Below are 25803 nucleotides of genomic sequence, written 5' to 3'. Positions count from 1 at the left end.
ATAGCGATAACATGGCTGATCATCCGCGATCCTGTCAATGTGGCGCGGAACCGCGGGAGAGGATTATGACGCAATTCGGCCGATGGATCGGTAAGTTCGCGCTGCTGTTCGGGGCAGTAATTGGTTTGACCGGACCGGCGCGGGCCGAAGACGGCTACGACCTCTGGATGCGCTATCACGCCCCGGCGACGACGCCTGCGCGGAATGCCCCGACGGTCGAAGCGCGCGGCGATACGCCAACGCTCCGCGTGGCGGCGGAGGAATTGCGGCGCGGCGCGGGGCTGTTCGGGACGAGCACGCCGCCGATCCTGCTGGCCACCGCCAACGATCGCGATGTCGCGGCACTTCGCTTGCCCCTGGCCGCGCTCGGCGACGAGGGATACCGGGTCGGACTCGTCACGCTCGGCAATCGCCGTGTCCTGCTCGTCACCGCCAACACCGATCGCGGCGTGCTCTATGGCAGCTTCGCGCTGCTGCGACACCTCCAGACCGGTGGCAGCCTCGACCGGATCGCCCTGACATCGACTCCGCGCGTGAAACTGCGCGTGCTGAACCATTGGGACAATCTGGATGGCGTGGTCGAGCGCGGCTATGCCGGCGTGTCGCTATGGGACTGGTGGACGCTCCCCGATTTCCGCGATCCGCGCTACACCGATTACGCGCGCGCCAATGCGTCGATCGGGATCAACGGCACGGTCCTCAACAACGTCAACGCGAAGGCCGACAGCCTGACCGCGCCGTATATCGCGAAGGCCGCCGCGCTCGCCGACGTGTTCCGGCCGTACGGGATCAAGGTGTATCTGTCGGCGCGGTTCTCGGCCCCGATCGAAATCGGCGGGCTGAAGACCGCCGATCCGCTCGACCCGCAGGTCGCGGCGTGGTGGAAGGCGAAGACCGACGAGATCTACCGCAGCATTCCCGATTTCGGCGGCTTCCTGGTGAAGGCGAACAGCGAGGGCCAGCCCGGCCCGCGCGACTATCATCGCAGCCATGCGGACGGCGCCAACATGCTCGCCGCCGCGGTCGCGCCGCATGGCGGAATCGTGATGTGGCGCGCGTTCGTCTATGCCGAGACCGACCCGGAGGACCGCGCCAAACAGGCCTATACCGAGTTCAAGCCGCTCGACGGCACGTTCGCCAAGAACGTCATCGTCCAGGTCAAGAACGGCGCGATCGACTTCCAGCCGCGCGAGCCGTTCCACCTGCTGTTCGGCGCGATGCCGAAAACGCCGCTGATGATCGAATTCCAGATCACCAAGGAGTATCTCGGCTTCGCGACGCACCTCGCCTATCTCGGGCCAATGTTCGCCGAGACGCTGGCGAGCGAGACGATGCAAAGCCCGGCGAGACCGTCGCGGACGTCGTCGACGGCTCGGTCGAAGGCCACAATCTGACCGGCATGGCGGGTGTCGCTAATATCGGTCGCGACCGCGACTGGGCCGGCTCGACGTTCAACCAGGCTAACTGGTACGCGTTCGGGCGGATGGCGTGGGATCCGACGCTCGGCGCCGCACCGGTCGCGCGCGAATGGGCGGCGATGACGTTCGCGCCCTCCCCCGGCATCGTCGATCCGGTGGTCGCCATGATGATGGGATCGCGCGAGGCGGTGGTCGACTACATGACGCCCTTGGGGCTCGCGCACCTCATGGCGACGGGGCATCATTACGGTCCCGCGCCCTGGATCGCCGACCTGAAGCGCCCCGAATGGAACCCGGTCTATTACCACCGCGCAGACAAGGCCGGGATCGGCTTCGACCGGACGAAGACGGGCAGCAACGCGGTGGCGCAATACGCCCCTGCCCTCGCCCGCACGCTCGCCGATCCGGCGACGACGCCGGAGCGCGAGTTGCTGTGGTTCCACCATGTCTCGTGGGATCGGCGCATGGCGTCCGGGCGGACATTATGGGCGGAGATGGTCCATGATTACGATCGGGCGTCGCGTATGTCGCGGACATGCGCCGGCGGTGGAATGCGCTGAAGCCGCAGATCGATGCCGAGCGCTGGGCCAAGACCGCGACCTATCTGGCGGTGCAGGAGCGCGAGGCACGGTGGTGGCGCGATGCGAGCCTCGCCTATTGGATGTCGGTCAACGGACGCCCGTTGCCGGCGGGAGCGGCGGCCCCCGCGCATGATCTGGCCTGGTATAAGGCGCAGCACTTTCCGTACGCGCCCGGCAACCCGCAATAACCCCGCCATAACGATGCGCTGACGCGACAGAAGAGGAGGAGGACGCGATGACGAGACGGTGGCCGGTAGCGCTGATGTTGGGCGCCCTGATCGTGACGGGCGCAGGTGCGCGGGACACTGCGCCGGCAAGAAACACGCAATGGATCGCGACCTGGGGATCGTCGCAGATGATCGCCGAGGGGACAATGCACTTCCTGCCGATCGCGCTGGTTCGATCACGCTGCGGCAGGTCGTGCGGGTTTCGGCCGGCGGTGAGCGCGTGCGCATCCGGCTCTCCAACGCATTCGGTACGCGTCCGCTGGCGATCGGCGGGGCGCACCTTGCCCGGTCGGTCGCGCCCGGCACGCCGCGGATCGAAGGCGGCGCTCGGCTGACCTTCTCGGGGCAGGGCGACGCGGTGATCCCCGCCGGCGCGGAAATCTACAGCGACCCGGTCGCGCTCGGTGTCGCAGCCGGGGCCGATCTCGCCGTCAGCCTGTATCTGCCGGACGCCGCCAGCCCGCAGACCGGGCATCCCGGCTCGCGTGCGACGAGTTTCACGCTGGCTGGCAATGCGGTTGCGGACGGGACGCTGGCGGGTGCGACGCCGACGACCCACTGGTACGCGCTCGCGGATGTCGAGGTCGCGGGGGCGCCGGCCGCGGGTACGATCGCCGCGATCGGCGACTCGATCACCGACGGGTACGGCGTGAAGCCCGAGCGCAACACCCGCTGGACCGACGTGCTGGCGCAAGGCTGCGCGCGCGCCCTGCAACGCAGACGATCGGCGTCGTCAATGCGGGAATCGGCGGCAATCGCATCCTGCTCGACGGTCTCGGTCCCAATCTGCTCGCGCGCTTCGATCGCGATGTCGTCGCGCGCAGCGGCGTGCGCTGGGTGATCGTGCTGGAGGGTATCAACGATCTCGGCGTGCTGACCCGCGAGGCGCCTGCCACGCCCGCGCAGCACGCCGCGCTGGTCGCGCAGCTCAAGGCCGGCTTCACGCAGATGGTCGCGCGGGCGCATGCGCACGGGATCAAGGTGATCGGCGGCACGGTCATGCCGTTCGGGGGCAACAGCTATTACCACCCCGACGCCGCCAACGAGGCCGATCGGCAGGCGATCAACACGTTCATCCGCACCGCCGGCGTGTTCGACGCGGTGATCGATTTCGACCGGTCGATGCGAGATCCGGCGCACCCCGACCGACTGGCGCCCCGCTATGATCTCGGGCGACCATCTTCACCCGTCCGAGGCCGGATACCGTGCGATGGGCGAGGCCATACCCCTCGCCCTGTTTCGATAGCAGGGGGTTCTAGATCCCGGCCGCGTACAATGCGTGGTGCGTGAGGATGAACAGCGTGCGGCGGTCGGCACCGCCGATCACGAGCTGTAGCGGACGTTCGGGGACGTCGATGCGGCGGGCCAGCGTGCCGTCGGGGGCGTAGACGAACACCTGACCGTTGGCGACGTAGAGGTTGCCGGCGGCATCGCGCGCGACGCTCTCGCCGCCGCGATCGGCGACGACCTTGAGGTCGGTCAGGCGGCCCTGATCGCCGACGACGCCGCTATAGGTCCGGTTCTCCGAGGCGTTGGTCAGGACGACGCGTTCGCCGGGCGCGGCGGCGACGAAGCCGTAGCTGTCGAGCGTGTCGGACCAGCGCCAGCCGCGGTGATCGTCCGGCCCCTGGTTCCAGACGCGGAACGCGGGGAGCACCAGCGACCCGTCGGGCGAGACATATTCCTGCGGCTTGGCCTCACCCATCTTGGTGGTGAAGAAGTCCGCCATCGTCGGGTAGGTATAGGTCGCCGGATCGATCCGGTTCTGCGAACTCCCCGTTCGCCCAGACGTTGACGGGGAGCAGGGTGGCCGCGCCGCGGTGCGGGCCGGCGGCGGTCGGAGCGATGACCGTGACCTCGGCGGGCTTGGTGGGATCGATGCTGTAGACGGTCCCGTCGCGCCCGGCGGAGGACTGGACGAGCAGCTTGCCCGAACGATCGACCGCGAGGTTCACCGCGTCGAGCGGCGCATCCGCGACGATCGACAACCCTTCGGCCTTGGTCCAGCCATGGATCCGCTGAAACTGGCGATCGATGAAATACAATTTCCCCTTCGCATCGATCGATCCGCCGGCGATCGAATAGAAGCCGTCGGCGAGCTTTTCGACGCCCGGCGACACGGGAATCGCGGGCTGGGTCGCTGCGGTCGCGGGGGCGGCCGGCACGTCGAGCCTGGCGAACTCGCGCTCGCGCACCTCCTGCTGGCGGGTCATGTCCTTGATCGCGTTCTCGAACGGGAATTTGCTCGCACGCAAATACGTGCCGCAGCCTTTCGCGTCGCAGCTGGCAAAACCGCTTTCGGCGTTCACATGGACGTTGCGGAAGCGGATATCGCCGGAGTTGTAGAGCTTTACCGCGGCGTCCATCGGCTTGATCGTGCGCGTTACGCGATAGCCATGGTAGTTGGCGAACAGGATGTTGCGCGAATTGCGGATCTCGGTCGAGATCGCATCGACGCCGTCGCGCACCTCCTGCTCGGTTTGCGGCGCCAGAAACTCCCAGTTCTCCACGTTATCGAGGACGATCTCGGCGCGATAATGGTGTTCGGCCGACAGTTCGTAGACGTAGCCCGGGGTCTTGGTGTTCGAGACGTGGAAGCCGGCCGACGCCAAGGTGTTCGGCGACCAGATCGCCGCGAAGGTACCGCCGCCGCCGTCCGTCACCCAGATGCTAGGGTGCTGCCCGTCGAAGCGCGCGCGGATCGCCGAAGCCGATCGGGCTGCCCTTGGTCAGCACGGTGCCGCCGCCGCCCTGGATCTTGACGTCGTTGACCATCGACGCTTCTCCAGCCTTCCAGAGAAGCGCGGTCGCGCGCGGGTTCACGCCGCCGGTCCACAGGCCGAGGCCGGAGACGATCGCGTTGCCGCCCTTCGCGCTCTGCAACAGCGCCTTCGGACCGCCGACGCCCATGTACGCAGGCGTCTCGTCGGGGAGATAGAGATGCGTGAGGCTGGGGTGCAGCGAGATCAGGACGCTGTCGGGGCGCAGCTTGATCGTGTCGGTGACGCGGTAACGACCGACCGGGAGATACAGCACGCGGTGCGTATCGATCGCGCGCTGCAACGCCGCGGTGTCGTCGGTGGTATCGTCGCCCTTCACGCCGAGATCATGGACGTTCGCCCAGTCGCGGACCGGCGGCATCGCGCGGATCGCCGGGGTCCGCCTCGCGGGCATGCGCGCGAGCGGCGCCATCTGGATGTCGGTCGCATAGTCGCCGATCGCGCCCAGCCCGGCGAGCTTCAGGCCGTAGGAGAAGTCGCTGACCCGGTAGCGCGGCCCCGCCCCCGCCACGGTCTTCCCGCTGTCGCGGAAGCGGACGAAGGTCGGGGTGTTCGACGCCACCGCATTGTCGAAGCCGATCTGCGTGAACACGCTGTTCTCGGCGGAGATGATCACGCCCGCCTGCGACACGTTCTCGAACCGGACATCCTTGCCCCAGAGTGAGTCGGAATAGCCGCGGTCGATCTCGATCCCGACCGGCGTGTCGCGGATCGCGACGTTGACCAATGTCAGGTCGACCTCATGCTCGCGGATCGCGGCGTCGCGCTGGCCCTGGAATTCGGAGTCGATCAGCGTGAACTGCCACGCGGGCGAGGTCTTTTCCGACATGATGCCGTAGCGACCGCCGAAGAAGCGCAGGTTCTCGAACTCGTTGCCCGCCTGGTAGACGCCGGCAAGCCCCGAGCCGATGTGGAAATCGACGTGGCGCAGATAGCCGTGCTGCGCGACGCGGAAGCGGACCGCGACCGCGCCGGCATTCCCTTCGCCGATCCGGAAATCGACGTTCGAGAGCGCGGAATAGAAGGTGCTGGAGGTCGCGTCGAAGATCGCGGGGTCGAAGGGCACGCTGGTACGCGGCGGCACGGGCGCCTTGCCGACGCGGTACTGGTCCTCGCCGGTGAAGCTGACCATCGCCGCGACGCCCGACGCGTAGCCGACGCTGTTGTTGCCGAGCACGATCTCCGGCCGCGTCGGGCCAACGCCGAAGATGCGGACGGCGGAGCGGACGAAGATGGTGCGGGTGATCCGGTAGCGCCCGGAGGGAAGGAACACGACGCCGCCATGGCCGCCCGCCGCGGCCGCGTCGATCGCCTGCTGGAGCGCGACGCTGTCGTCGGCGCGACCGTCTCCGACGCCCTTGACGGTGATCGCGCTGGGGTCGTCGGGCTGGGTGAGATAGACCGAGATGGACTTGGTGGGAGCGGCGGGTTTCGCGAGTGCCGGCGCCGCGATCAGGAGCGCCGTTCCGCAGAGCAGCCATTTCGCAACCATCGTCCGTCTCCCGTTATCAGGACAGCAGTCCTACCGTTCGTGAGGGTGCGCTTCATCTGCGACGAAGGTCGTACTTGGGGACTGCCCTTTAATCCTCCCCGCCAGGGAGGTGGCGCCGTAGGCGACGGAGGGAGGACACGGAACAGGCGTGCCTCTTACCTCCCCTCCGTCTGGCAAGCGCCAGCCACTCCCCTGGCGGGGGAGGATCGAAGGGGGCGTCAGATCGCCAGGGTCTGGGCGACGATCGCCGCCTGGGTCCGGTTGCGGACGTTGAGCTTGCGCATCAGGGCGGTCATGTGGACCTTCACGGTGGCCTCGGCGATGCCGAGATCGAACGCGATCTGTTTGTTGAGCAGGCCCGAATGGACGCCGCGGAGTACCCTGATCTGGGTCGGTGTCAGCGCCGCGTGGGTCCCCAGCGCTGGTGCCGGCGCTGGTGCCGCCGGTTTTGCCGCCACCTTGGCCGCCGGGGGATGCCCGATGTCGTGGCCGGTCCGTTCCATGGTCATCCTCCCTGAGCTTCAGCCTGTGCCGCGACGATTCAGTGCCGCCACAGGGTTTGCGCCGTTGATCCAGCGATCCGCTTATACGGATTCGGTTGGACAGGTTTTGAGTATGGGCCACGGATTTGTACGCAATCAAGCCTTTTCTGTTGTCAGACCGAAAAGACCTGTCGTACAGATATTGCAATCACCAGCAGGCGAAGGCGCCGCTGAGCGACGGGAGGGGCCTGATGCCACGAGCACCGGACACGCGTGCACGCAACGCAACGGATGCGCGCGCTAGAACGCGGGCAGCACGCCGATGATCGGTACCGACATGCGGCTGGTGATCGCCGCGCTGGCCGGCATCGGCCTCGCCGTGGTGATGATCGTCCGTGGGCGACTCCACCCCTTTATCGGCCTGTTGTGCGGCGCGTTCACCGTCGGGCTGCTCGCCGGGCTGCCGCTCCCTGACGTCGCCAAGGCTGTGCAGAAGGGCGTCGGCGACATCATCGGTGGCACCGGGCTGGTCGTCGCGCTGGGCCTGTCGCTGGGCGCGATGCTGCATCTGTCGGGCGCCGCCGCGTCGCTGGCCAAGGCGGCGCTGCGGATGACCGGCGTCCAGGCCGCGCCCTGGGCTACGCTGGGCATCGCGATCGTCGTCGGACTGCCGCTGTTCTTCGAGACCGGGCTGGTCCTGCTGCTACCGATCGTCGTCGCGGCGGCCGAGGAGATGACCGGCAAGGACGGCCCGGAACGCGACGCCGCCAAGCTGAGGCTGATCATGCCGGCGCTGGCGGGTCTTGGCGTGGTCCACGCGCTGGTGCCGCCGCATCCGGGGCCCTTGCTCGCCGTCGAGGCGCTCGGTGCCAGCCTCGGCAAGACGATGCTCTACGGGATCGCGATCGCCATCCCGACTGCGATCATCTCCGGGCCGCTGCTGGCGAAGTTCGCGACGCGCGGCGTGCGGCTGGAGGCGCCGGTGCTGCACGATCATGCGCTCTCGATCGCACCGCCGGCGCGTATTCTGTCGCTGTTGATCGTACTGCTGCCCGTGCTGATGATCGCGACCGGCGAGCTGGGGCAGATGATCCCGGGGATGAAGGGCACCGCCTGGCTGGTCGCGGCGAGCAATCCGGTGGTCGCGCTGTTGCTGACCAACCTGATCGCCCTGCCGCTGTTGTTCGGCCGGCGGCTGCGCGATGCCGCGATCCAGAACGCGGTGTGGCACGAGACGATGGGCGCGGCGGGGGCGATCCTGCTCGCGATCGGCGCGGGCGGTGCGTTGAAGCAGGTGCTGGTGACCGCCGGCCTGTCCGACCTGCTGGCGCGCACCGTGCTGATGTATTCGATCTCGCCGCTGTTGCTGGGCTGGCTGGTCGCGGTCGGCATCCGCCTGGCGGCCGGCTCCGCGACCGTGGCGACGATCACCGCGGTCGGGATCATGCCGGGCGTGGTCGCCAGCTCGGGCGTGTCGCCGGAGTTGGTCGTGCTGGCGATCGGCGCGGGCTCCGTATTCTTCAGCCACGTCAACGATCCGGGATTCTGGCTGGTCAAAAGCTATGTCGGGACCAGTACCGCGGACACGTTTCGCACATGGTCGATGCTGGAGACGGCGATCTCGGTGGTCGGCCTCGCGCTGGTGATGGCGCTGAGCTATGTCGTCTGACGATGCCGCAGCCCCACATTCGAGGCCGGTCGTGACCGGCGGCGAGCGGCTGGCGGACCGGGCCTATACCGGGATCGTCCAGATCATCCTCGACGAGCAGCTCGCGGTCGGCGACCGATTGCCCGCGGAGGACAAGCTGGCGACGATGTTCGGCATGTCGCGGACGATCGTGCGCGAGGCCTTGGCGCGGCTCGCGTCGGACGGGATCACGCAGGCGCGGCGCGGAGCCGGTTCGTATGTCAAGCGGCGACCGTCGGAGCGACTCGGGTCGCATATGCCGATGGCGGACATCGCGGCGACCTTGGGCACCTACGAAGTGCGTTTCGTGCTGGAGGCGGAGGCGGCGCGGCTGGCGGCACAGCGCCGGTCGCATCACCAGATGGACGCGATCGAGCGCGCGCTGGAGGCGCTGCGGACGGCGCTGCTGTCCAACGCGCCGGCGCATGACGAGGATTGGCTGCTGCACCGTGCGATCGCCGAGGCGACCGCCAATGCCGCGTTCCTGCCGGTCTTCGATCATCTCCAGGACGCGGTGATGCGGATCCTGCGCGCCGGCGTCGACATATCGCGGTCGCGCGCGCCCGAGGTGATCAAGGCGATGATGGACGAGCATGACGCCATCGTCGAGGCGATCCGCGCGCAAGACGCCGACGGCGCGGCGCTGGCGATGCGCTGGCATCTGTCGCAGGGGCGCAAGCGGCTGATGCCCTGACACGGCCGATGGCGCCGCACTGCGACCATGGTCGTAGATGATACGCCCGGCAGCATACGGTAGAGTGATCTCCGCAACGACACGTCGCCAAGCCGGACACACGGTACGCGCCACGTGCAACTAGGGGATGGACTGATGCATAGCGTCACACGCGATCGGCGACTTACCGGTATCTTGAATGGTAGCGCTACCAGTTTAGCGGTCCTCGCCGTCGCGTCGTTGTGCAGCCCCGCCCTGGCCCAGACCGCGCCGCCGCCGCCTGCCGAGGCCGACATGCCAGCCTCCGCACCCGATCAGGCCAGCGCCGCCGACCAAACCCTCGCGCCGCAGCTGCCTGCGCAAAGCGACGACCGGGCTGCGAGCACCAACGACATCGTCGTCACCGGCACGCGCATCACGTCGAGCGGCTTCAACGCGCCGACCCCGACGACGGTGATCGGCGAGGAGCAGATCCTCAAGAACGCGCAACCCAACATCTTCACGACGGTGGCGCAATTGCCCTCGTTGCAGGGCTCGACCGGCGCCAATACGGGGACGTTCAGCACGTCGAGCGGATCGCAGGGGCTCAGCTCGTTCTCGCTGCGTGGTCTCGGCACGATCCGCACGCTGACGCTGCTCGACGGCCAGCGCGTCGTCGGCGCCAACGTCACCGGCGTGCCCGACATCAGCCAGTTCCCGCAATTGCTGATCAAGCGCGTCGACATCGTCACCGGCGGTGCGTCCGCGTCCTACGGCTCGGATGCGGTCGGCGGCGTGATCAACTTCATCACCGACACGAAGTTCACCGGGTTCAAGGCGAACGTGCAGACCGGCGTGACCACCTATGGCGACGACGGCCAGGTGCTGTTCCAGGCGGCAGTCGGCAAGAGCTTCGCCAACGACAGGCTGCACGTCATCCTGAGCGGCGAATATGCCAAGGAACAGGGCGTCGGCCCGGGCAATTTCGGCGAAGACCTCGCCGGCAGCCGCGACTGGTACCGTGCGACGACCTTGGTCAACACCGGCATCATGAATAACGGGTCGCCGCAATATCTGGTGCGCGATCATGGCCAAGCGTACCAATACACCAAATACGGCCTGATCAGCGCCGGCCCGCTGCAAGGCACCGCGTTCGACGCCAACGGCCAGCCCTTCCAGTTCCAGTATGGATCGAACGGCGTGCCGGCCAAGGACAGGGCCGGCAACGTCAACGGATGCTTCGTCGGCTTCTGCGTCGGCGGCGACCAGTCGGGGCATGTCGGATCGGGCACCTCGCTGCAATCCGCGATCCAGCGCCTCAACGGCTATACGCGCATCAGCTACGACGTCGCGCCCGACATGGAGGTCTATATGACCGCCAACGTCGCGCAGGTGAAGACGCACAACCAGCCCAATCCCGGCTCCGCGAAGACCGGACTGACCGTGCAGTGCGCGAACCCGTATCTGCCCGCGTCGATCTCGGCCGCCTGCGCGGCGAACGGCATCACCAGCTTCCAATACGGGTTGAGCAACGCGATCCTGCCGAACATCCGGGTGAATACCGATCGTCGCCAATATCGCTTCGTCGGCGGCCTGAAGGGCAAGGCCGATCTGCTCGGGACGAACTGGACCTATGACGCGTCGTACGAGCACGGCATCAACATCACCGACATCGACGTCGACAACATCAGCCTGACCGGACGCTACAACCAGGCGATCAACGCGACGCGGATCAACGGCCAGATCGTCTGCGCCGACGCCGCCGCACGCGCCGCGGGCTGCCAGCCGATCAACATCTTCGGTGGCGCCACCCCGTCGGCAGCGGCGCTCGCCTATGTCACGCCCGCCGCGGGGCCGTTCCAGCATACCAAGCAGACGCAGGACGCCTTCGCGGGCAGCATCTCAGGCGAGCCGATCACTTTGTGGGCGGGGCCGCTCGCGGTAGCCGCGGGGATCGAGTACCGCCGAGAATTCTACCGCGTGAACGCCGATCCTTATGGTGCAGGCGTCTCCGACATCAGCCCGAACTCGACGCTGTATCCGGCCGATCCCAGCCTGAATTCGGTGAACGGCAGCAACTGGTATGCCGGCAACTACAAGAACGGCACGGGCAAGTACAACGTGCTGGAGAGCTTCCTGGAGCTGAACCTGCCGATCCTCAACTCCGACACGCTGGGTCGCGCGAACGTGAACGCGGCGGGCCGGGCGACGCGCTATTCGACATCGGGGGTCGTCTATGCCTGGAAGGTCGGCGGCACCTGGGACACGCCGCTCGACGGGCTCCGCTTCCGCGCCGTGACGTCGCGCGACGTCCGCGCGCCGAACCTGTCCGAGCTGTTCGCGGCACCGGTGACGACAACGGTCCCCAACTTCACCGATCCGCGCCGGACGGCCGAGAACCCGAACGGCCGCCAGGTGCTCATCATCCAGAACACGATCGGCAACACGGCGCTGAGGCCCGAGATCGCGCGCAATACCGAACTCGGCGTCGTCTATGCGCGGCCGAAATGGCTGCCCGGCCTCAGCCTGTCGTTCGACTATTACAAGATCAAGCTGAACGACGTGATCTCCAGCCTGTCCGCACAGCAGGTCGTCAACCTCTGCCTGGTCGACAACATCCCCGACACCTGCGGGGCGTTCGACCTCGACAGCGATTCCAAATTCGTCAACGTCCAGTCGTTCAACCTGGCGTCGATCAAGACCGACGGGTTCGATATCGAGGCGAGTTATCAGTGGCGCAAACCGCTGGGGATCGACGGCAATTTCACCCTGCGCGGGCTGACCACCCACGTGATCAAATACGTCACCGATCCGGGCCTGCCCGGCACGATCCCGGTCGATTCCGCGGGCGCGAACACCGGCGCGACGCCGAACTGGAAATGGCTCGTCACCGAGAGCTACGACAACGACGCGTTCAGCATCACGCTGCAGCAGCGCTGGTTCAGCGACGGCGTGTACGGCAACCAGTATGTCGTGTGCTCGGCCGGCAACTGCCCGGTCTCGACCAGCAACAACCCGACGATCGACAACAACACGATGAAGGGCGCGTTCTACTTCGACGTCGGCGGTGCACTGAACGTCACCAAGCAGGTGAGCATGTTCTTCAAGGTCGACAATCTGTTCGATCACGATCCAGAGCCTTCGCCGCAGACCAACACCGGACTCGACGTGAACCCCGCGCTGTACGACACCCTCGGCCGCTTCTACCGGATCGGCGTCCGCGCGCGGTTCTGAACGGAGCGCTCCACCGGCAATTCCTCCAAGCGCATACTCCCGGCGGCCCCCAGGTCGCCGGGAGTATGCGTGCGCACTCGGGCAGCCGTGATCGAACCACCGCCGAGTCCGAAGCGACCAGCGTGCATGTTGTAAACGTCGCCGCGGATCGGCACGGTTCCGTATCGCGCTATTGCAAGACGGTCACCATGACGGAGCCCTTCCCATCGATGTGAAACCAACGGGAGTCCTCGCGCAGCCCCGAACCTGGCTGGCGCAGGCCAGACACGGCGCGACGCAGGGCGTCGATCATGACGGCGTGTTGCGGCAGATCGCCGAGGAGGCCGGGTGGTCGGGCCGGTACGCCTTCCTGATCGTCATCTCCGCCGCGATCTCGCTGCTCGGCCTGCTCATGCCCTCGGTCGCGGTGCTGATCGGCGCGATGCTGCTGTCGCCGCTGATGATGCCGATCATCGGTCTCGGTTTCGGCATCGCCACGCTCGATTTCCACGAGATACGCCGCGCCGCGACCGCGCTTTTGCTGGGGGCGGTCATCGCGGTCACGCTGTCTGTGGTGCTGATCCTGTTGTCGCCGGTCCAGACGATCACCAGCGAGATCGCCGGGCGGACGCAGCCCACGCTGTTCGACCTGCTCGTCGCATTGCTGTCGGCGATCGCGGGCGGCTATGCGCTGATCCGCGGACGTGGCGGCACAGTGGTCGGGGTGGCGATCGCGATTGCCCTGATGCCGCCGCTGGTGGTGGTCGGCTTCGGCATCGCGACCTGGAACTGGGTCGTCTTTTCCGGCGCGTTGCTGCTGTTCCTGACCAACGCGATCACGATCGCGCTGACCGCGGCGCTGGTCGCGCGCTGCTATGGGTTCGGCAGCCATTTGTCGCCGCACCATACCGGCTTGCAGCTCGTCCTGTTCGCGGTCGCGATCAGCGTGCTGTCGATCCCGCTCGGCGCCGGGCTGCGCAGGATCGCCTTCGAGGCAGTCGCGCAGCGGCAGGTCCGCGATGCGCTGGGCGAAGACTTTCCGGCAGGCGCGCGGCTGAGCCAGGTCGAGATCGACCACGGCGTCACGCCGGTCCGGGTGCGGGCGGTGATGCTGACGCCGCGGATCGAGCCCGATGCGGACCGCAAGCTCGCCGCGGACCTGCGCCGGCGGCTGGCCCGGCCGGTCGACGTCCATATCGACCAGGTCCGGATTTCTCCCGAAACCGGCGCAGTCGAGGCAGCGCAGATCGCCCGCGCGGGCAATGGCGACGCCTTGCTCGCCGCCCGAGCCCGCGACCGGGCGATCGCCGACGTCGCGCTGATCGCGGGTGTCCCCGCCACATCGACGACCGTCGATGGCGAGGCGCGAACGATACGCGCCACCGCGGCGCCGCTGCCGGGCCTGGGGATAGCGGGGTATCGCGACCTGGAGCGACGCGCGGATGCCGCGGTACCCGACTGGCATGTGACCCTCGCCCCGCCCGGCGACGTCGCCTTGCCGGATATCGCGATCAAGGCGGGTGTGATCGACGATGCCGCCCTCGATCAGGCGGAATGGGTGTCCGTCCGGCTCGCCCGTACGCTCGACGTGAGCGGCGGAACGTTGCGCCAGCGCACCGCGGTGGCCGAGAGCATCGCCGCGCGCGGCGGCAGGGCAGCGGTCGGCAGCGCGGGCGGGCGCCTCCGTCTGGAATGGGCTCCTGCCCCGGAGGTACCGGACGTCGGCTCGTCACCGCAGACGCCATAGCCGGCGCTCCGTTGATGGGCAGAGCCTCGATACGCCGGAGACCCATCGCCGCAAGGGAGGCGTCCGGCCCCAGCGATGCCGGCGTCATGCTGAACAGGCGAAACCTGATAGGTACCGTCGACGTCGATCGGCTCGAACGCGATGTCATTCGCGAATATTTAGATGATGTAGCAAAGGCCGCATCGGCCTCGACAGCTGTTTTCGGTAAGAAAACTGGAGCGGGCGAAGGGATTCGAACCCTCGACCCCAACCTTGGCAAGGTTGTGCTCTACCCCTGAGCTACGCCCGCTCTGGCGCCTATGTCTCCGGTCTGAAGCGACACGGTGACTGGGTGAGGCGCGCTGTTAGCCCGGGGTTTCGGGAACGGCAAGCGCCTTTTCGATATTGGGGCGAAATTTCTCCCCGGAAAATGTCGGCCCGGTGTGCGGCGCAAAAAAGGGGCGGACGTTGCCGTCCGCCCCTTCCTTGGCCACGCGTCTGGCGAAGCGATCAGAACTGGAAGTTCGCGCCGATCCGCATCGTCCGCCCCACTGCACCTATCTGCGTGTAGGTCGGGTTGTAGTTGACCGCGGCATAGTTGCCCGCGTTCAGCGGCGCCTTCTGGTCGAGCAGTTGACGACGTTGAAATACAGGTCGACCTTGACGTTGCCGGTCAGGTCGACGTCGACGAAGTGCTTTACGTGGCAGTTGAAGTTGGGGTCGGTGCTACCATAGGTGCTGCCGCCGTCGCACTCGGTGGTGCCGAACTGATCGTACGCCACCGCCTTGTAGCCCGACGTGTAGTACGCCGTCGCGGTGAGCGTGTACGCCTTATAGTCGATACTCGACGACCGGAAAAAGATTCCGCTTGGCGACTCGCTTCGTAGAACATTACAAGAACAATTGTGAACGAGTCGTCCGCCTTGATTGCCCGCCTGAAGCGGATCGCCACGACGGGAATGCCAACCCAGGGTGATGGGCGCGCCGATGATGCGTGGCTGACGCAGGGGATGGCCAAGGCGCAGTTGCACGAGGTTTTCGCGACCGTCGACGATGCGGCGAGTGGCGCAGGGTTCGCGGTGGCCTCGGTTCTGGCGGCCCGCGCGGCGCCGGTGATGTGGTTGCGGACCGATGCGAGCGAGCGCCAGGGCGGGCGGCTGCATGCGACCGGTCTGGTCGAGATGGGGCTCGACGTGACGTCGCTGGTGCTGGCGGTGGTCGAGGACGAGGCGGACTTGTTGCGCGCCGCCGCCGATGCCGCGCGGTGTCACGGGCTTGGCACGTTGCTGATCGAATCCTGGGGCCGTGCGCCAAAGATCGACCTGACCGCGACGCGGCGGCTGATGCTGGCGGCCGAAGCCTCGGGCGTGACCATCCTCAGCCTGCGTATCGGCGCCGAGCCCGTGCCGAGCGCGGCGGCGTCGCGCTGGCAGGTGGCGGCGTGTCGTTCCCGGCCCTTGGAGGCCGATGCACCTGGCAAACCTGCCTTCGACATCGAATTGCTGCGTCGACGCGGAGGCCAGGCCGGGCTTCGCTGGCGTGTGGAGTGGGACCGTGACGCGTACATCTTCGACCAAACCGCCTTCGAGCAAACCGCCTTCGCCTCTGGTGATCCCCCGGCGCTACCTGGCGCTGGTATTCCCGTGGCTGCCGATCGAGCGGCTGCGGACGATGCGGCCGCATCTGTTCGTCGGACGGGCTGAGACGCCGATCGCGTTCGTGGAAACGGTGTCGGGCGGGATCCGGCTCAAGGCGCTAGACCGTGAAGCAATGCGAGCAGGTCTCCGGCCTGGTCTGACGCTGGCGGATGCGCGGGCACAGGTACCCGAACTCGAGGTCTACGAGCATGACGCGCATGCCGACCACGAATGGCTCGAGCGGCTCGCGGACGGCTGCCAGCGCTACACGCCCTCGGTTGCGCTCGACGAGCCCGATGGGCTGATCCTCGATATCGCCGGGTGCGTGCATGAGTTCGAGGGCGAGCGCCGCCTTGCCGCCGATCTCGAGGAGCGCCTCGCGAGACGCGGGCTGCTGGTCCGCCACGCGTTCGGCGACACGCCCGATACCGCGCGGGCGCTGGCGCGGTTCGCTGGGGCACCTGCGCCGGATGAAAAGCGGGCGGTGAAGCGATTGCCGGTAGCAGCGCTAGGCCTCGACGAGGATGCGACCACCGCCTTGTCGCGCGCGGGGCTGAAGACGGTCGGCGACGTGATGGCACGCCCGCTTGCCACGATCGCGGCGCGGTTCGGCGAGGAGGCGGCGATGATGATCCGCCAGCTCGACGGATCGGTGAAGGGGCCGATCGTCGCGCGGCGGACGGTGGCGAAGATCGGTGTCGAACGCCGCTTCGCGGAACCCATCGCGCGCACCGAATACGTGCTGGAGATGCTCGCCGAACTCGCGACCGAAGCTGCCATTAAACTTGCCAACCGTCACGAAGGTGGCCGCCGCTGGGAAGCACGCCTCTTCCGCGCCGACGGCCTCGTCCAGCGACTGCGGATAGAGACCGGTCAGCCGACACGCGACGTGGCGTTATTGATGCGATTGTTCCGCGAACGGATCGACAGCCTAGCCGACCCGCTCGATCCGGGATTCGGCTATGATCTGGTGAGGCTCGATGTCGCGTTAGCTGAAAAGCTCGACGCGTCGCAGCTCAAGCTGGAGGGCGGCGAGGCGCAGAAAGGAGAGGTCGTACAACTCGAAGACCAACTCGGCACGCGTCTGGGTCGAACGCGTGTGCGCCGCTTTTCGGCGCGCGACAGTCACATCCCCGAACAGGCCGAGCTGATGCTGCCCGCCGCCGAGGCCCTGCCCCGACGCCGTGGACCGCGCCCGAGACCGGCGAACCGCCACTCCGTCCGATCTACCTGTTCGACCCACCACAACCGATCGAATCGATGATGGCCGAGGTCCCCGACGGTCCGCCGCACCGCTTCCGCTGGCGCCGCACTGTGCACGACGTCGCGCATAGCGAAGGCCCCGAGCGGATCGCCGGCGAATGGTGGCGGCGCCAGGATATCCCGACGCGCGATTACTACCGCATCGAGGACCGCCGCGGCCGTCGCTTCTGGATCTTCCGCCACGGCTTGTATTCCGAGATGGAGACGCCGCGCTGGTACCTCCACGGCGTCTTCGCGTGACCACGCCGGCTGCCCCCACATTCGCAGAACTGGTCGCGGCCACCAATTACTCGTTCCTCGACGGTGCGAGCCATGCCGAGGATATGGTCAGCGAGGCGATCAGGCTGGAGCATGCGGGAATCGGCATCGCCGATCGCAACACGGTGGCTGGCGTGGTGCGTGCGCACAAGGCGTTGCGCGAAAAGCTGGCCGACCTTGATCTGCTCGGCCTTCCAGATCTTGATTTCAAGCTTGTAGTGGGTGCCCGTCTAGTCTTCGCAGACGGCACACAGGACATTGTGGCCTATCCCGAAACGCGGGCCGGATGGGGCAGGCTGACGCGGCTGCTGACCGTCGGCAATCTCCGCGCGGAAAAGGGTGGATGCATTCTCGGCCTTGGCGATCTGCTGCGGCATGCCGATGGTCTGCTGCTGATCCTGTTGCCCGAAACCAGCGCACGCGCTTCGACTCCACTGAAGGCGGGTCTGTTGCCGCCGCCGCGAAAGAATCCGATTTTAAAATCGACCCTGGCCATACTCGCCCGGAACCTGCACGGCCGGCTTTGGCTTGGCGTGTCGATGCCGCGCGGCGGTAGGGATCGTAGGCGGCTCTGCAGGCTCGCGCGGATCGCCGATCCGCTGGGCGTGCCGCTGCTGGCGACGTGCGACGCGCTGTATGCCGATCCCGACGACCGCCCGCTGCATGACATCGTCACCTGCATCCGCGAGGGCACCACCGTGCAGAACGCTGGCAAGCTGATTGCCGCCAATGCGGAACGGCATCTTAAACCCGGCAGGGAAATGGCGCGGCTATTCGGAGACCGCCCAGATGCGGTGGCCGAGAGCCTGCGCCTGCTTGAACGGATCGATTTCGATCTTACCCAGCTCTCTTACGAATATCCGCACGAGCCAATTCCCGACGGATGGGAGGCGCAGGACTGGCTCGAGGAACTCAGCTGGTCCGCGGCGCGCGAGAAGTTTCCCGACGGCGTTCCCGATCGGCTGATACGCCTGCTGACCGAAGAACTGCCGCTGATCCGGGAGCGGAAATACGCGCATTATTTCCTGACCGTGCACGACATCGTTCGCTATGCGCGGTCGCTCGATCCGCCGATCCTATGCCAGGGTCGGGGGTCCGCCGCCAATTCTGCGGTGTGTTGGCTACTCGGCGTCACGTCGGTCGACCCGATGAAATACGATCTGCTCTTCTCCCGGTTCGTATCGAGTGAACGCGACGAGCCGCCCGATATCGACATAGATTTCGAGCATGAGCGCCGGGAGGAGATCATGCAGTATATCTATGGTCGCTATGGGCGCCATCGTGCTGCGATCGCCGCGACCGTCATCCATTATCGGTCGCGCAGCACGGTGCGCGAAGTCGGCAGGGCGCTGGGGCTGACGGACGACGTGACGCAGCGGCTGACGAGTACCGTATGGGGCAGCTTCTCTGACACGTTCGATGATCGCCGATTTCGTGAGACCGGGTTCGATATCGAGAATCCCGAGATCGCGCGTTTGCGGACGATAGTCGCCGGATTGCTGAAATTTCCCCGGCATCTGTCGCAGCATGTCGGTGGGTTCGTTCTGACGCAGGGGCGGCTCGACGAGACCGTGCCGATCCATAATGGCGCGATGAAGGACCGGACGTTCATCGAATGGGACAAGGACGACATCGATGAACTGAAGATCATGAAAGTCGACATTCTCGCGCTCGGCATGCTGACCTGCATCCGCAAGAGCTTCGACCTCATGCGCCAGCACCAGCTCGGCGACCATCTGCTGAACACGATCGCCAACGACGAAAATCCGGCAGTTTATGATATGCTCTGCAAGGGCGACAGCATCGGCGTATTTCAGGTCGAAAGTCGTGCACAGATCAATATGCTGCCGCGGCTGCGACCACGCGTGCTGTACGATCTGGTCGTGCAGGTGGCGATCGTGCGGCCGGGGCCGATCGAGGGCGATATGGTGCATCCGTATCTGCGGCGTCGCAGTGGCAAGGAAAAGGTCGAATTCCCCTCGCCTGATCCAAAGTTCGGGCCGCCCGACGAGCTGCAGCAATTGCTCCGCTTCACCTACGGCGTGCCGCTGTTCCAGGAGCAGGCGATGAAACTGGCGATCGTCGCGGCGGGGTTCACGCCGAACGAGGCGAACCAGTTGCGGAAATCGATGGCGACGTTCCGCAAGGTCGGAGGAATGGACAATTTCCAGGCCAAGCTAGTCGGCGGCATGGTCGCGCGCGGATATGAGGCGGAGTTCGCGGAGCGCTGTTTCAAGCAGATCGAGGGGTTTGGATCCTACGGTTTCCCGGAGAGCCATGCGCTGTCTTTCGCTCGGCTGGTGTATGTGTCGTCGTGGATCAAATGCTTTCATCCGGCGGTGTTCTGCTGCGCGCTGCTCAATTCGCAGCCCATGGGGTTTTATGCGCCGGCGCAACTGGTGCGCGATGCGGTCGAGCACGGCGTGACCGTACTACCGGTCGATGTGAATGCGAGCGGCTGGGATAATTCGCTCGAATCCTCCCCGGCACGGGGAAGGGAACCGCGCGAAGCGGGGTGGAGGGGGCTTCCGCGAACGTATCGCTTGCAACTGCTCCTGTTCCAGACGTTGCGTTTGCGCCTGCCACCCTTCCAAGCGGGATGTCTGCGGCGCCCCCTCCACCATCCTGCGGATGGTCCCCTCCCGTGCCGGGGAGGATTTGCGGCTTGGGTTCAGGCAGGTCGATGGGTTTCGGAAGGATTGGGCCGACGAGATCGTTCGTGTTCGGACTACGCCGTTCGCTAGCATCGAGGACCTCGTGCGGCGGGCGAACCTGCCACAGCGGGCGATGAACCTGCTGGCCGATGCGGATGCGTTCCGATCGGTCGCAAAGGAGCGGCGCGAGGCTTTGTGGGATGTGCGTCGGACGCCACCCAAACAACTCGCGTTATTTGCAGCCGCGGATGTGCCCGAGCTTGGTGTGGAGCCCGACGCGCATCTGCCGGCGATGCCGCTGTCTGAGCAGGTGGCGGCGGATTACCAGACGACGCGACTGTCGTTGAAGGGGCATCCGATGGCGTTCCTGCGCGAACGCTTCGCGGCCGAGGGAATCCTGTCGAGCGCGCAGGCCAACGCCACCAAGGACGGGCGGCGCGCGAAGGTCGCGGGGTCGTGCTGGTCCGCCAGCGGCCGGGCAAGGGCAATGCGATCTTCGTGACGATCGAGGACGAGACCGGGGTCACCAACGGGCTGATGTGGGCACGCGATTTCGAGGCGAACCGCCGCGCGGTGATGGCGTCGCGGCTGATAGTGCTGGAGGGCGTGATCCAGCGCAGCGAGGAAGGCGTGACGCACCTGATGACGTCGCGGGTGCAGGACCGCACCGAGATGCTGCGGCTGTTGTCGGAGGATCATGCACTGGAGCCGCCGCTCGCGCGGGTGGACGAGGTGATCCGTCCGGTGCTGACGCGGAGCCCGGATGCCCGGGCGCATCATCCGCGCGCGACGCATCCTCGGGACGTGCGCGTGCTGCCCAAGTCGCGAGACTTTCATTGAGGGCGGATCGACGTTCGACCCCGCGATCCTCCCCCGCAAGGGGGAGGTTGCTGGCTCTTGCCAGACGGAGGGGAGGAAAGCGATGGCTGGCGTTCCGTGTCCGCCCCCTCCGTCGCCTTCGGCGCCACCTCCCCTGGCGGGGGAGGATTGGCCTGATCCGCCGATCGTGAGTTGCCAAGGCCACCAAGGGCATCGTTCACGGCTTTGGTCCCGGCTCGAGCCGCGGACGATCAACACCGTGTGACGCCACCGCGCATTTGTTGTGCCGGGCGTTCCATCCTAGAGGTGGCATTCGCCGCAAGCGCCCCCAGATAGCGCGCTAGAATTACACGGGAGTTGAACTTGGCCACGCTTGGAATGTCCCCCGCGGAGAAGGATGCCGTCGAGGCGTTCCGTCGCGATGTCGTCGAACCGTCGATGACGAAGCTCGTGATCATCGATTTCTGGGCCGAATGGTGCGGGCCGTGCAAGGCGCTGACGCCGACGCTGGAGAAGGTCGCCGCCGACTATGCCGACAAGGGCGTCGTGCTGGCGAAGGTCGATACCGACAAGAACCAGTTCATCGCCGCGCAATTCCAGATCAAGTCGATCCCGACCGTCTACGCGATGTTCCAGGGCCAGTTGGTCGCCGATATGACCAGCGCGCGCACCGAATCACAGCTGCGCGTGATCCTCGACCAGTTGCTCAAGCAGCTGCCGATCGAGGCGGACGCGACGGACGCGGCGCCCGATATCGAGCCATTGATCGCGGTGGGCGAAGCGGCGCTGGCCGAGGGCGATGGCGAGCGCGCGCTCGGCATTTTCCGCGAGATCGCCGAGATCGCGCCCGAGCATGCCGCGGTTCATGCAGGGTTCGTCCGCGCGCTGGTCGCGACCGGACAGTTCGACGAGGCGAGCGACTGGCTGGCGAACCTCGATCCGGCGATCGCCAAGGATCCGGCGATCACCCGCGCGCAGTCCGCCCTCGCGCTCGCGCAGTCGGCGCCGCCGGTCGCCGACCTGTCGCTGCTGGTCGCCGCGGTCGAGGCCAATCCCGATGACCTGGGCGCCCGGTTCGCGCTCGCCAACGGCCAGATGGCGGCGAACGACCGCGATGCCGCCGCCGACACGTTCCTCGGCATCATCGCCACCGAGCGCGACTGGAACGACGGCGCGGCACGCGCGCAGTTGCTGAAATTGTTCGAGGTCGTCGGGCTCGAAGACCCATGGGTCTCTGGACAGCGGCGGCGTCTGTCTGCGATCCTGTTCGGATGACCACCGAGTCCGCCCCCGCGCGCTACTACGCGTCTGTCAATCTTCCCGCTGCCGGGGGCACTGTTGTTCCCAGGCATGCACCTGCCGCTGCACATGTTCGAGCCGCGCTATCGGGCGATGATCAGCGATGCGATGGCGCGCGACCGGCGGATCGGGATGATCCAGCCGCGGGGCGGACCGCATGACGATGCCGACGCGCTGTACGACATCGGTTGCGTCGGCAAGATCGCCGAGGTCGAGGCGCTCGACGACGGGCGCTACAACGTCGTGCTCGAGGGCGTCGCGCTGTTCCGGATCGTCCGCGAGTTGGACGTGACGACCGCGTTCCGTCAGGTCGAGGCGGAGTTGCTGCCGTTGATCGAGGACGATTCGCTGTCGCTCGGGCGCAGATCGTCGCTGGAACTGGAATCGCGCCGGTTCGCGGACATGCAGGGCTATGCGGTCGATTGGGATGCGGTCGGGCGGCTCGACGACGAGAGCCTGGTCAACGGCATCGCGCAGATCGCGCCGTTCGATGCGGCCGCCAAACAGGCGTTGCTGGAGGCACCGGATATCGAACAGCGCGCCGAACTGATCATCCAGTTGATGCAATTCTTCGGCCGGCATGACGGCGACGAATCGGTGACCCTACAGTGAGCACGCTCGATCCGTGGCTACTCGAACGCTTGGTCTGCCCTGCGACTCGTACGCCGCTGCGCTATGACGAGGCAGCGCAGGAACTCGTCTCGGACGCTGCAGGATTGGCCTATCCGATCAAAGACGGCGTCCCGGTTATGCTGGTGGAGGAAGCACGGCAGCTCGATGGGCGCGTATCCGACTGATGCCAGCTACCGACCGCCGCCTCTGGGGTCTCGGCGCGGTTTGGGGCATCGGGCTCATCGCGTCGGGCTGGGCGCCGTTCGACCGCGCGACGTGGTGGATGGAGATCGCGCCCGTCCTGATCGCCTTTCCGATACTGATCGCGCTGCGACGCAGCTTCTCGTTCACGACCCTCGCACTCGTCTTGATTGCGCTCCACGGCCTCGTCCTTATGCTGGGCGGCGCATACACCTATGCCCGCGTACCAATCGGTTTCGCGGTCCAGGATATGCTGCATCTCACGCGCAATCCTTATGATCGGTTCGGCCATTTGATGCAGGGCTTCGTGCCCGCGATCGTGTTGCGGGAAGTTCTGGTGCGGACCGGGGCGATCACCGCGCCGCGACTATTGGCCATTACCGTGCTGGCCTATTGTCTCAGCGTCAGCGCGCTGTACGAATTGATCGAGTTTGGTGCCGCAGTGTCGCTGGGCCAGGGCGCGGATGCTTTCCTGGGAACGCAAGGCGACGCATGGGATACGCAGTGGGATATGCTGATGTGCCTTGTCGGTGCATCGCTCGCGCTGCTCGTATTGTCGCGCGTTCACGACCGGCAGATCGAACGGCTCAAGGCTCAACGCTGCATGATTTCACCTAGCGTCGGGTGACCTCGATTGGTTGCCGGCGCTCCCAGCCTTCGCGTTCCAGTTCGGGCGTGTCGCTGTCGACCGCCGGATAGCCGATGCAGACATAGCCGATCAATTGCCAGTTTTCGGGCACGTCGAGCGCGACACGGACACGGTCGGCATCGAGGATCGAGACCCAGCCGAGCCCGAGGCCTACGCAGCGCGCCGCCAGCCATAAGGTGTGTAGCGCCATGACCGCCGAATAGGCTGCGGTTTCGGGCATCGTCTGTCGTCCCAGGCCATGGCCCTGTTGCGGGTCGGGGTCGACGAAGACCGCGAGATGGCAGGGTGCGTCGTCGAGGCCCGCGAGCTTCAACCGCGCGTACCGGTCGGCGCGCGTCGGGGACTGCGCCGCGAGTGCCTGCGCGTTGCAGGCGGCGAATGTTGCGCGGACCTCGGCGCGACGGTCGGGATCGTCGACCGTGACGAAGCGCCATGGCTGGCTGAGGCCTACCGACGGCGCGAGGTTCGCCAGATCGAGCAGTTTGGACAGTAGCGTGGGGTCGATCGGATCGCGCCGGAAATGCCGGACGTCGCGGCGCCAGCGGATCAGCGCGGCGAGTTGGTGCTCGAAGGTTTCGAATGCGGGCATGGGGTCTGTGTGGTGTTCAGAGGCCGACATGGTGGTCATCACGCTTTCACTAACACGGCTCGGCGTTGCGTTCTCGCTCGTCTCGATCGAGATTTTGCCGACCTTCCGGCACCTCAGATGTTTTCGGCACTTATGCTTTTGCGCGAGTACCTCCCCGGCGAAGGCCGGGGTCCAGGTGGGGAGCGGAGGTAACGACGGACAGTCCCTGGTTATATCGGCCTTTCCACCTGGACCCCGGCCTCCGCCGGGGAGGCGTAATTGTTGGCGCGAGTCAGCTTCGACTCATTCCGGAGTGACGACAATCGCGAATGTCGAACCGCCTTAAACCGTCATCCCCTGAAGCAGCTTCGGCAGGTCGCCGCTCTCGCCCCGCGCCTCGGCCATGAATCGGTCCTTGAGCGGCGGGATCGCGTTGACCGCGCTGATGCCGAACCGGCGGACGGCGCTGGCGGTCTTGCCGGGGAGGCCGAACAGGCGGGTGAGCGTGTCGGTGGCGGCGGCAGTCATGAACGTGTCGAGCCCGCGCCAGCGCTGGTAGCGCGCGAGCAACGCGGCGTCGCCGAGGTCCAGGCCGAGGCGCTTGCCCTCGACCAGCACTTCGACGAGCGTCGCGACGTCGCGGAAACCGAGGTTGAGGCCCTGTCCGGCGATCGGGTGGATGCCGTGACCGGCGTCGCCGACCAGCGCAAGCCGCGTGTCGGTGATCCGCGCGGCGTGGTGGAAGCCGAGCGGGTAGCTTGAGCGCGGCGTTGCCATCGACAGCTTGCCGAGGAAGCCGCCCATGCTCTTTTCCGCTTCGGCGAGGAACGCGCGGTCGCCGAGCTTGAGCATGCCGGGGGCGTTCTTCGCGTCGACCGTCCAGACGATCGCCGAGCGGTGGCCGTCGGCGTCGTCGGGGAGCGGGAGCAGCGCGAACGGGCCGCTCGCGTAGAAGATCTCGTACGCCACGTCCTCGTGCGGGCGTTCGTGGTGGAATGCGGCAATGATCGCGGTGTGCTCGTACGACCAGCGCGCGATCGTGATGCCGGCAGCCTCGCGGGCCGGAGAGTTGCGGCCCTCCGCGGCGATCAGCAGCGGTGCGCGGACAATATCGCCGGACTCGAGCGTGACGGTGACGCCCGATTCGGCGCGGTCGACCGAGGTCGCGCGCGTCTTCATGCGGAGGTCGACATGCGGCGCGGCGGTCGCGGCGTCGAACAGCGTGCGGCGGAGCAGCTTGTTCTCGTACATCGTGCCGAGCGCGCCATCGTCGGCGGCGGGGACGAAATCGAGCTTGCCCGGCTCCAGTCCATCGCTGACGCGGATTTGGCGGATCGCACAGCCCTGCCCCGCCAGCGTCGCGCCGATGCCGATCGCATCGAGCATGCGGTGGCTTGCGCTCGCCACTGCCGACGCGCGGCCGTCGAAGCCGGGGGCCAGCGTCACCGCGGGGTCTGCGGGGTCGATCACGATCGTCGAGATGCCGTGCACGCCGAGCGCCACGGCGAGCGTCGCACCGACCAGCCCGCCACCGAGGATGATTACATCTGTGTCCATAAGGCTGCTTTATCCCGCCAGCCGGTCG

General features: G+C 66.7%; 16 protein-coding genes, 1 tRNA gene and 4 pseudogenes. 14 read left to right on the top strand and 7 right to left on the bottom strand.

The window, feature by feature from the left end; all coding sequences use genetic code 11:
* Nucleotides 1–65 precede the first annotated feature (65 nt).
* The 3 genes and pseudogenes from AC0IX7_RS15700 (at nucleotide 66) to AC0IX7_RS15690 (ending at nucleotide 3516) form a co-directional block, all read left to right on the top strand.
* A pseudogene (locus AC0IX7_RS15700) lies at nucleotides 66–2187 on the top strand (alpha-glucuronidase family glycosyl hydrolase).
* Nucleotides 2188–2326: 139 nt separating this feature from the next.
* Nucleotides 2327–3067 carry an SGNH/GDSL hydrolase family protein gene (locus tag AC0IX7_RS15695; protein WP_471812745.1) on the top strand — a complete coding sequence of 247 codons (741 nt, stop codon included), beginning with the start codon at nucleotides 2327–2329 and terminating at the stop codon, nucleotides 3065–3067.
* Nucleotides 2950–3516, top strand: a complete 567-nt coding sequence (locus tag AC0IX7_RS15690; RefSeq protein ID WP_471813910.1) for a GDSL-type esterase/lipase family protein — start codon at nucleotides 2950–2952, stop codon at nucleotides 3514–3516. Before AC0IX7_RS15695 ends, AC0IX7_RS15690 begins: the two co-directional genes overlap by 118 nt.
* Here the strand turns inward: AC0IX7_RS15690 and AC0IX7_RS15685 are convergent.
* Nucleotides 3482–6498 (bottom strand): annotated as a pseudogene (locus AC0IX7_RS15685) (glycosyl hydrolase family 28-related protein). The gene AC0IX7_RS15690 and the pseudogene AC0IX7_RS15685 sit on opposite strands and share 35 nt — an antisense overlap.
* 218 nt (nucleotides 6499–6716) lie before the next feature.
* Nucleotides 6717–7001: a helix-turn-helix domain-containing protein gene (locus AC0IX7_RS15680; protein ID WP_471812743.1), complete on the bottom strand. Its 285-nt coding sequence runs from the start codon at nucleotides 6999–7001 to the stop codon at nucleotides 6717–6719.
* A gap of 301 nt (nucleotides 7002–7302) precedes the next feature.
* On the opposite strand from AC0IX7_RS15680, the gene AC0IX7_RS15675 reads away from it, so the two are divergent.
* From AC0IX7_RS15675 to AC0IX7_RS15660, 4 genes are all read left to right on the top strand, one after another.
* A complete protein-coding gene (locus tag AC0IX7_RS15675) occupies nucleotides 7303–8649 on the top strand; it encodes a GntP family permease (RefSeq protein WP_471812742.1) in 1347 nt (448 codons plus the stop codon).
* Nucleotides 8639–9361, top strand: coding sequence for a FadR/GntR family transcriptional regulator (locus tag AC0IX7_RS15670; RefSeq protein ID WP_471812741.1), 723 nt, complete (start codon nucleotides 8639–8641; stop codon nucleotides 9359–9361). Before AC0IX7_RS15675 ends, AC0IX7_RS15670 begins: the two co-directional genes overlap by 11 nt.
* 135 nt (nucleotides 9362–9496) lie before the next feature.
* Nucleotides 9497–12553: a TonB-dependent receptor plug domain-containing protein gene (locus tag AC0IX7_RS15665; protein ID WP_471812739.1), complete on the top strand. Its 3057-nt coding sequence runs from the start codon at nucleotides 9497–9499 to the stop codon at nucleotides 12551–12553.
* Nucleotides 12554–12764: 211 nt separating this feature from the next.
* Entirely contained in the window at nucleotides 12765–14279 is a 1515-nt protein-coding gene (locus tag AC0IX7_RS15660) for a DUF389 domain-containing protein (RefSeq protein ID WP_471812738.1), read from the top strand.
* Between the two features lie 214 nt (nucleotides 14280–14493).
* Here AC0IX7_RS15660 and AC0IX7_RS15655 read toward each other — a convergent pair.
* The 3 genes from AC0IX7_RS15655 to AC0IX7_RS15645 form a co-directional block, all read right to left on the bottom strand.
* Nucleotides 14494–14568, bottom strand: a tRNA-Gly gene (locus tag AC0IX7_RS15655).
* 55 nt (nucleotides 14569–14623) lie between these two features.
* Nucleotides 14624–14752 (bottom strand): hypothetical protein, encoded by a 129-nt coding sequence (locus AC0IX7_RS15650; protein WP_471812737.1) that lies wholly within the window; start codon nucleotides 14750–14752, stop codon nucleotides 14624–14626.
* A 114-nt stretch (nucleotides 14753–14866) separates the two neighbouring features.
* Nucleotides 14867–15040: a hypothetical protein gene (locus AC0IX7_RS15645; protein WP_471812736.1), complete on the bottom strand. Its 174-nt coding sequence runs from the start codon at nucleotides 15038–15040 to the stop codon at nucleotides 14867–14869.
* 123 nt (nucleotides 15041–15163) lie between these two features.
* On the opposite strand from AC0IX7_RS15645, the gene AC0IX7_RS15640 reads away from it, so the two are divergent.
* The 7 genes and pseudogenes from AC0IX7_RS15640 (at nucleotide 15164) to AC0IX7_RS15610 (ending at nucleotide 23629) form a co-directional block, all read left to right on the top strand.
* Nucleotides 15164–15961 carry an ImuA family protein gene (locus AC0IX7_RS15640; protein WP_471812735.1) on the top strand — a complete coding sequence of 266 codons (798 nt, stop codon included), beginning with the start codon at nucleotides 15164–15166 and terminating at the stop codon, nucleotides 15959–15961.
* A pseudogene (locus AC0IX7_RS15635) lies at nucleotides 15930–17398 on the top strand (Y-family DNA polymerase). Before AC0IX7_RS15640 ends, AC0IX7_RS15635 begins: the two are co-directional and overlap by 32 nt.
* A pseudogene (locus tag AC0IX7_RS15630) lies at nucleotides 17395–20910 on the top strand (error-prone DNA polymerase). The pseudogenes AC0IX7_RS15635 and AC0IX7_RS15630 overlap by 4 nt, the downstream one beginning before the upstream one ends.
* A gap of 357 nt (nucleotides 20911–21267) precedes the next feature.
* On the top strand, nucleotides 21268–22164 hold the full coding sequence (locus AC0IX7_RS15625; protein ID WP_471813908.1) for a tetratricopeptide repeat protein: 897 nt from the start codon (nucleotides 21268–21270) through the stop codon (nucleotides 22162–22164).
* A gap of 33 nt (nucleotides 22165–22197) precedes the next feature.
* The gene (locus AC0IX7_RS15620; protein ID WP_471813907.1) at nucleotides 22198–22800 is read left to right on the top strand and encodes an LON peptidase substrate-binding domain-containing protein; all 603 of its coding nucleotides are present in this window, start codon (nucleotides 22198–22200) and stop codon (nucleotides 22798–22800) included.
* Entirely contained in the window at nucleotides 22797–22985 is a 189-nt protein-coding gene (locus tag AC0IX7_RS15615) for a Trm112 family protein (protein WP_248524293.1), read from the top strand. The genes AC0IX7_RS15620 and AC0IX7_RS15615 overlap by 4 nt, the downstream gene beginning before the upstream one ends.
* Complete coding sequence (locus tag AC0IX7_RS15610; protein ID WP_471812733.1) at nucleotides 22985–23629, top strand: DUF2238 domain-containing protein; 645 nt, start codon at nucleotides 22985–22987, stop codon at nucleotides 23627–23629. The genes AC0IX7_RS15615 and AC0IX7_RS15610 overlap by 1 nt, the downstream gene beginning before the upstream one ends.
* On the opposite strand, the gene bluB is transcribed toward AC0IX7_RS15610, so the two are convergent.
* Together bluB and AC0IX7_RS15600 are read right to left on the bottom strand one after the other, a co-directional pair.
* Nucleotides 23616–24239, bottom strand: coding sequence for a 5,6-dimethylbenzimidazole synthase (gene bluB / locus AC0IX7_RS15605; RefSeq protein WP_471812732.1), 624 nt, complete (start codon nucleotides 24237–24239; stop codon nucleotides 23616–23618). The genes AC0IX7_RS15610 and bluB overlap by 14 nt on opposite strands.
* 321 nt (nucleotides 24240–24560) lie before the next feature.
* The gene (locus tag AC0IX7_RS15600) at nucleotides 24561–25775 is read right to left on the bottom strand and encodes a UbiH/UbiF/VisC/COQ6 family ubiquinone biosynthesis hydroxylase (RefSeq protein WP_471812730.1); all 1215 of its coding nucleotides are present in this window, start codon (nucleotides 25773–25775) and stop codon (nucleotides 24561–24563) included.
* Nucleotides 25776–25803 lie beyond the last annotated feature (28 nt).

The organism is Sphingomonas sp. AC411 (genome assembly GCF_979253035.1).
The sequence above is the reverse complement of the archived record's forward strand: the minus strand, read 5'-3'. Positions and strand labels throughout refer to the sequence as shown.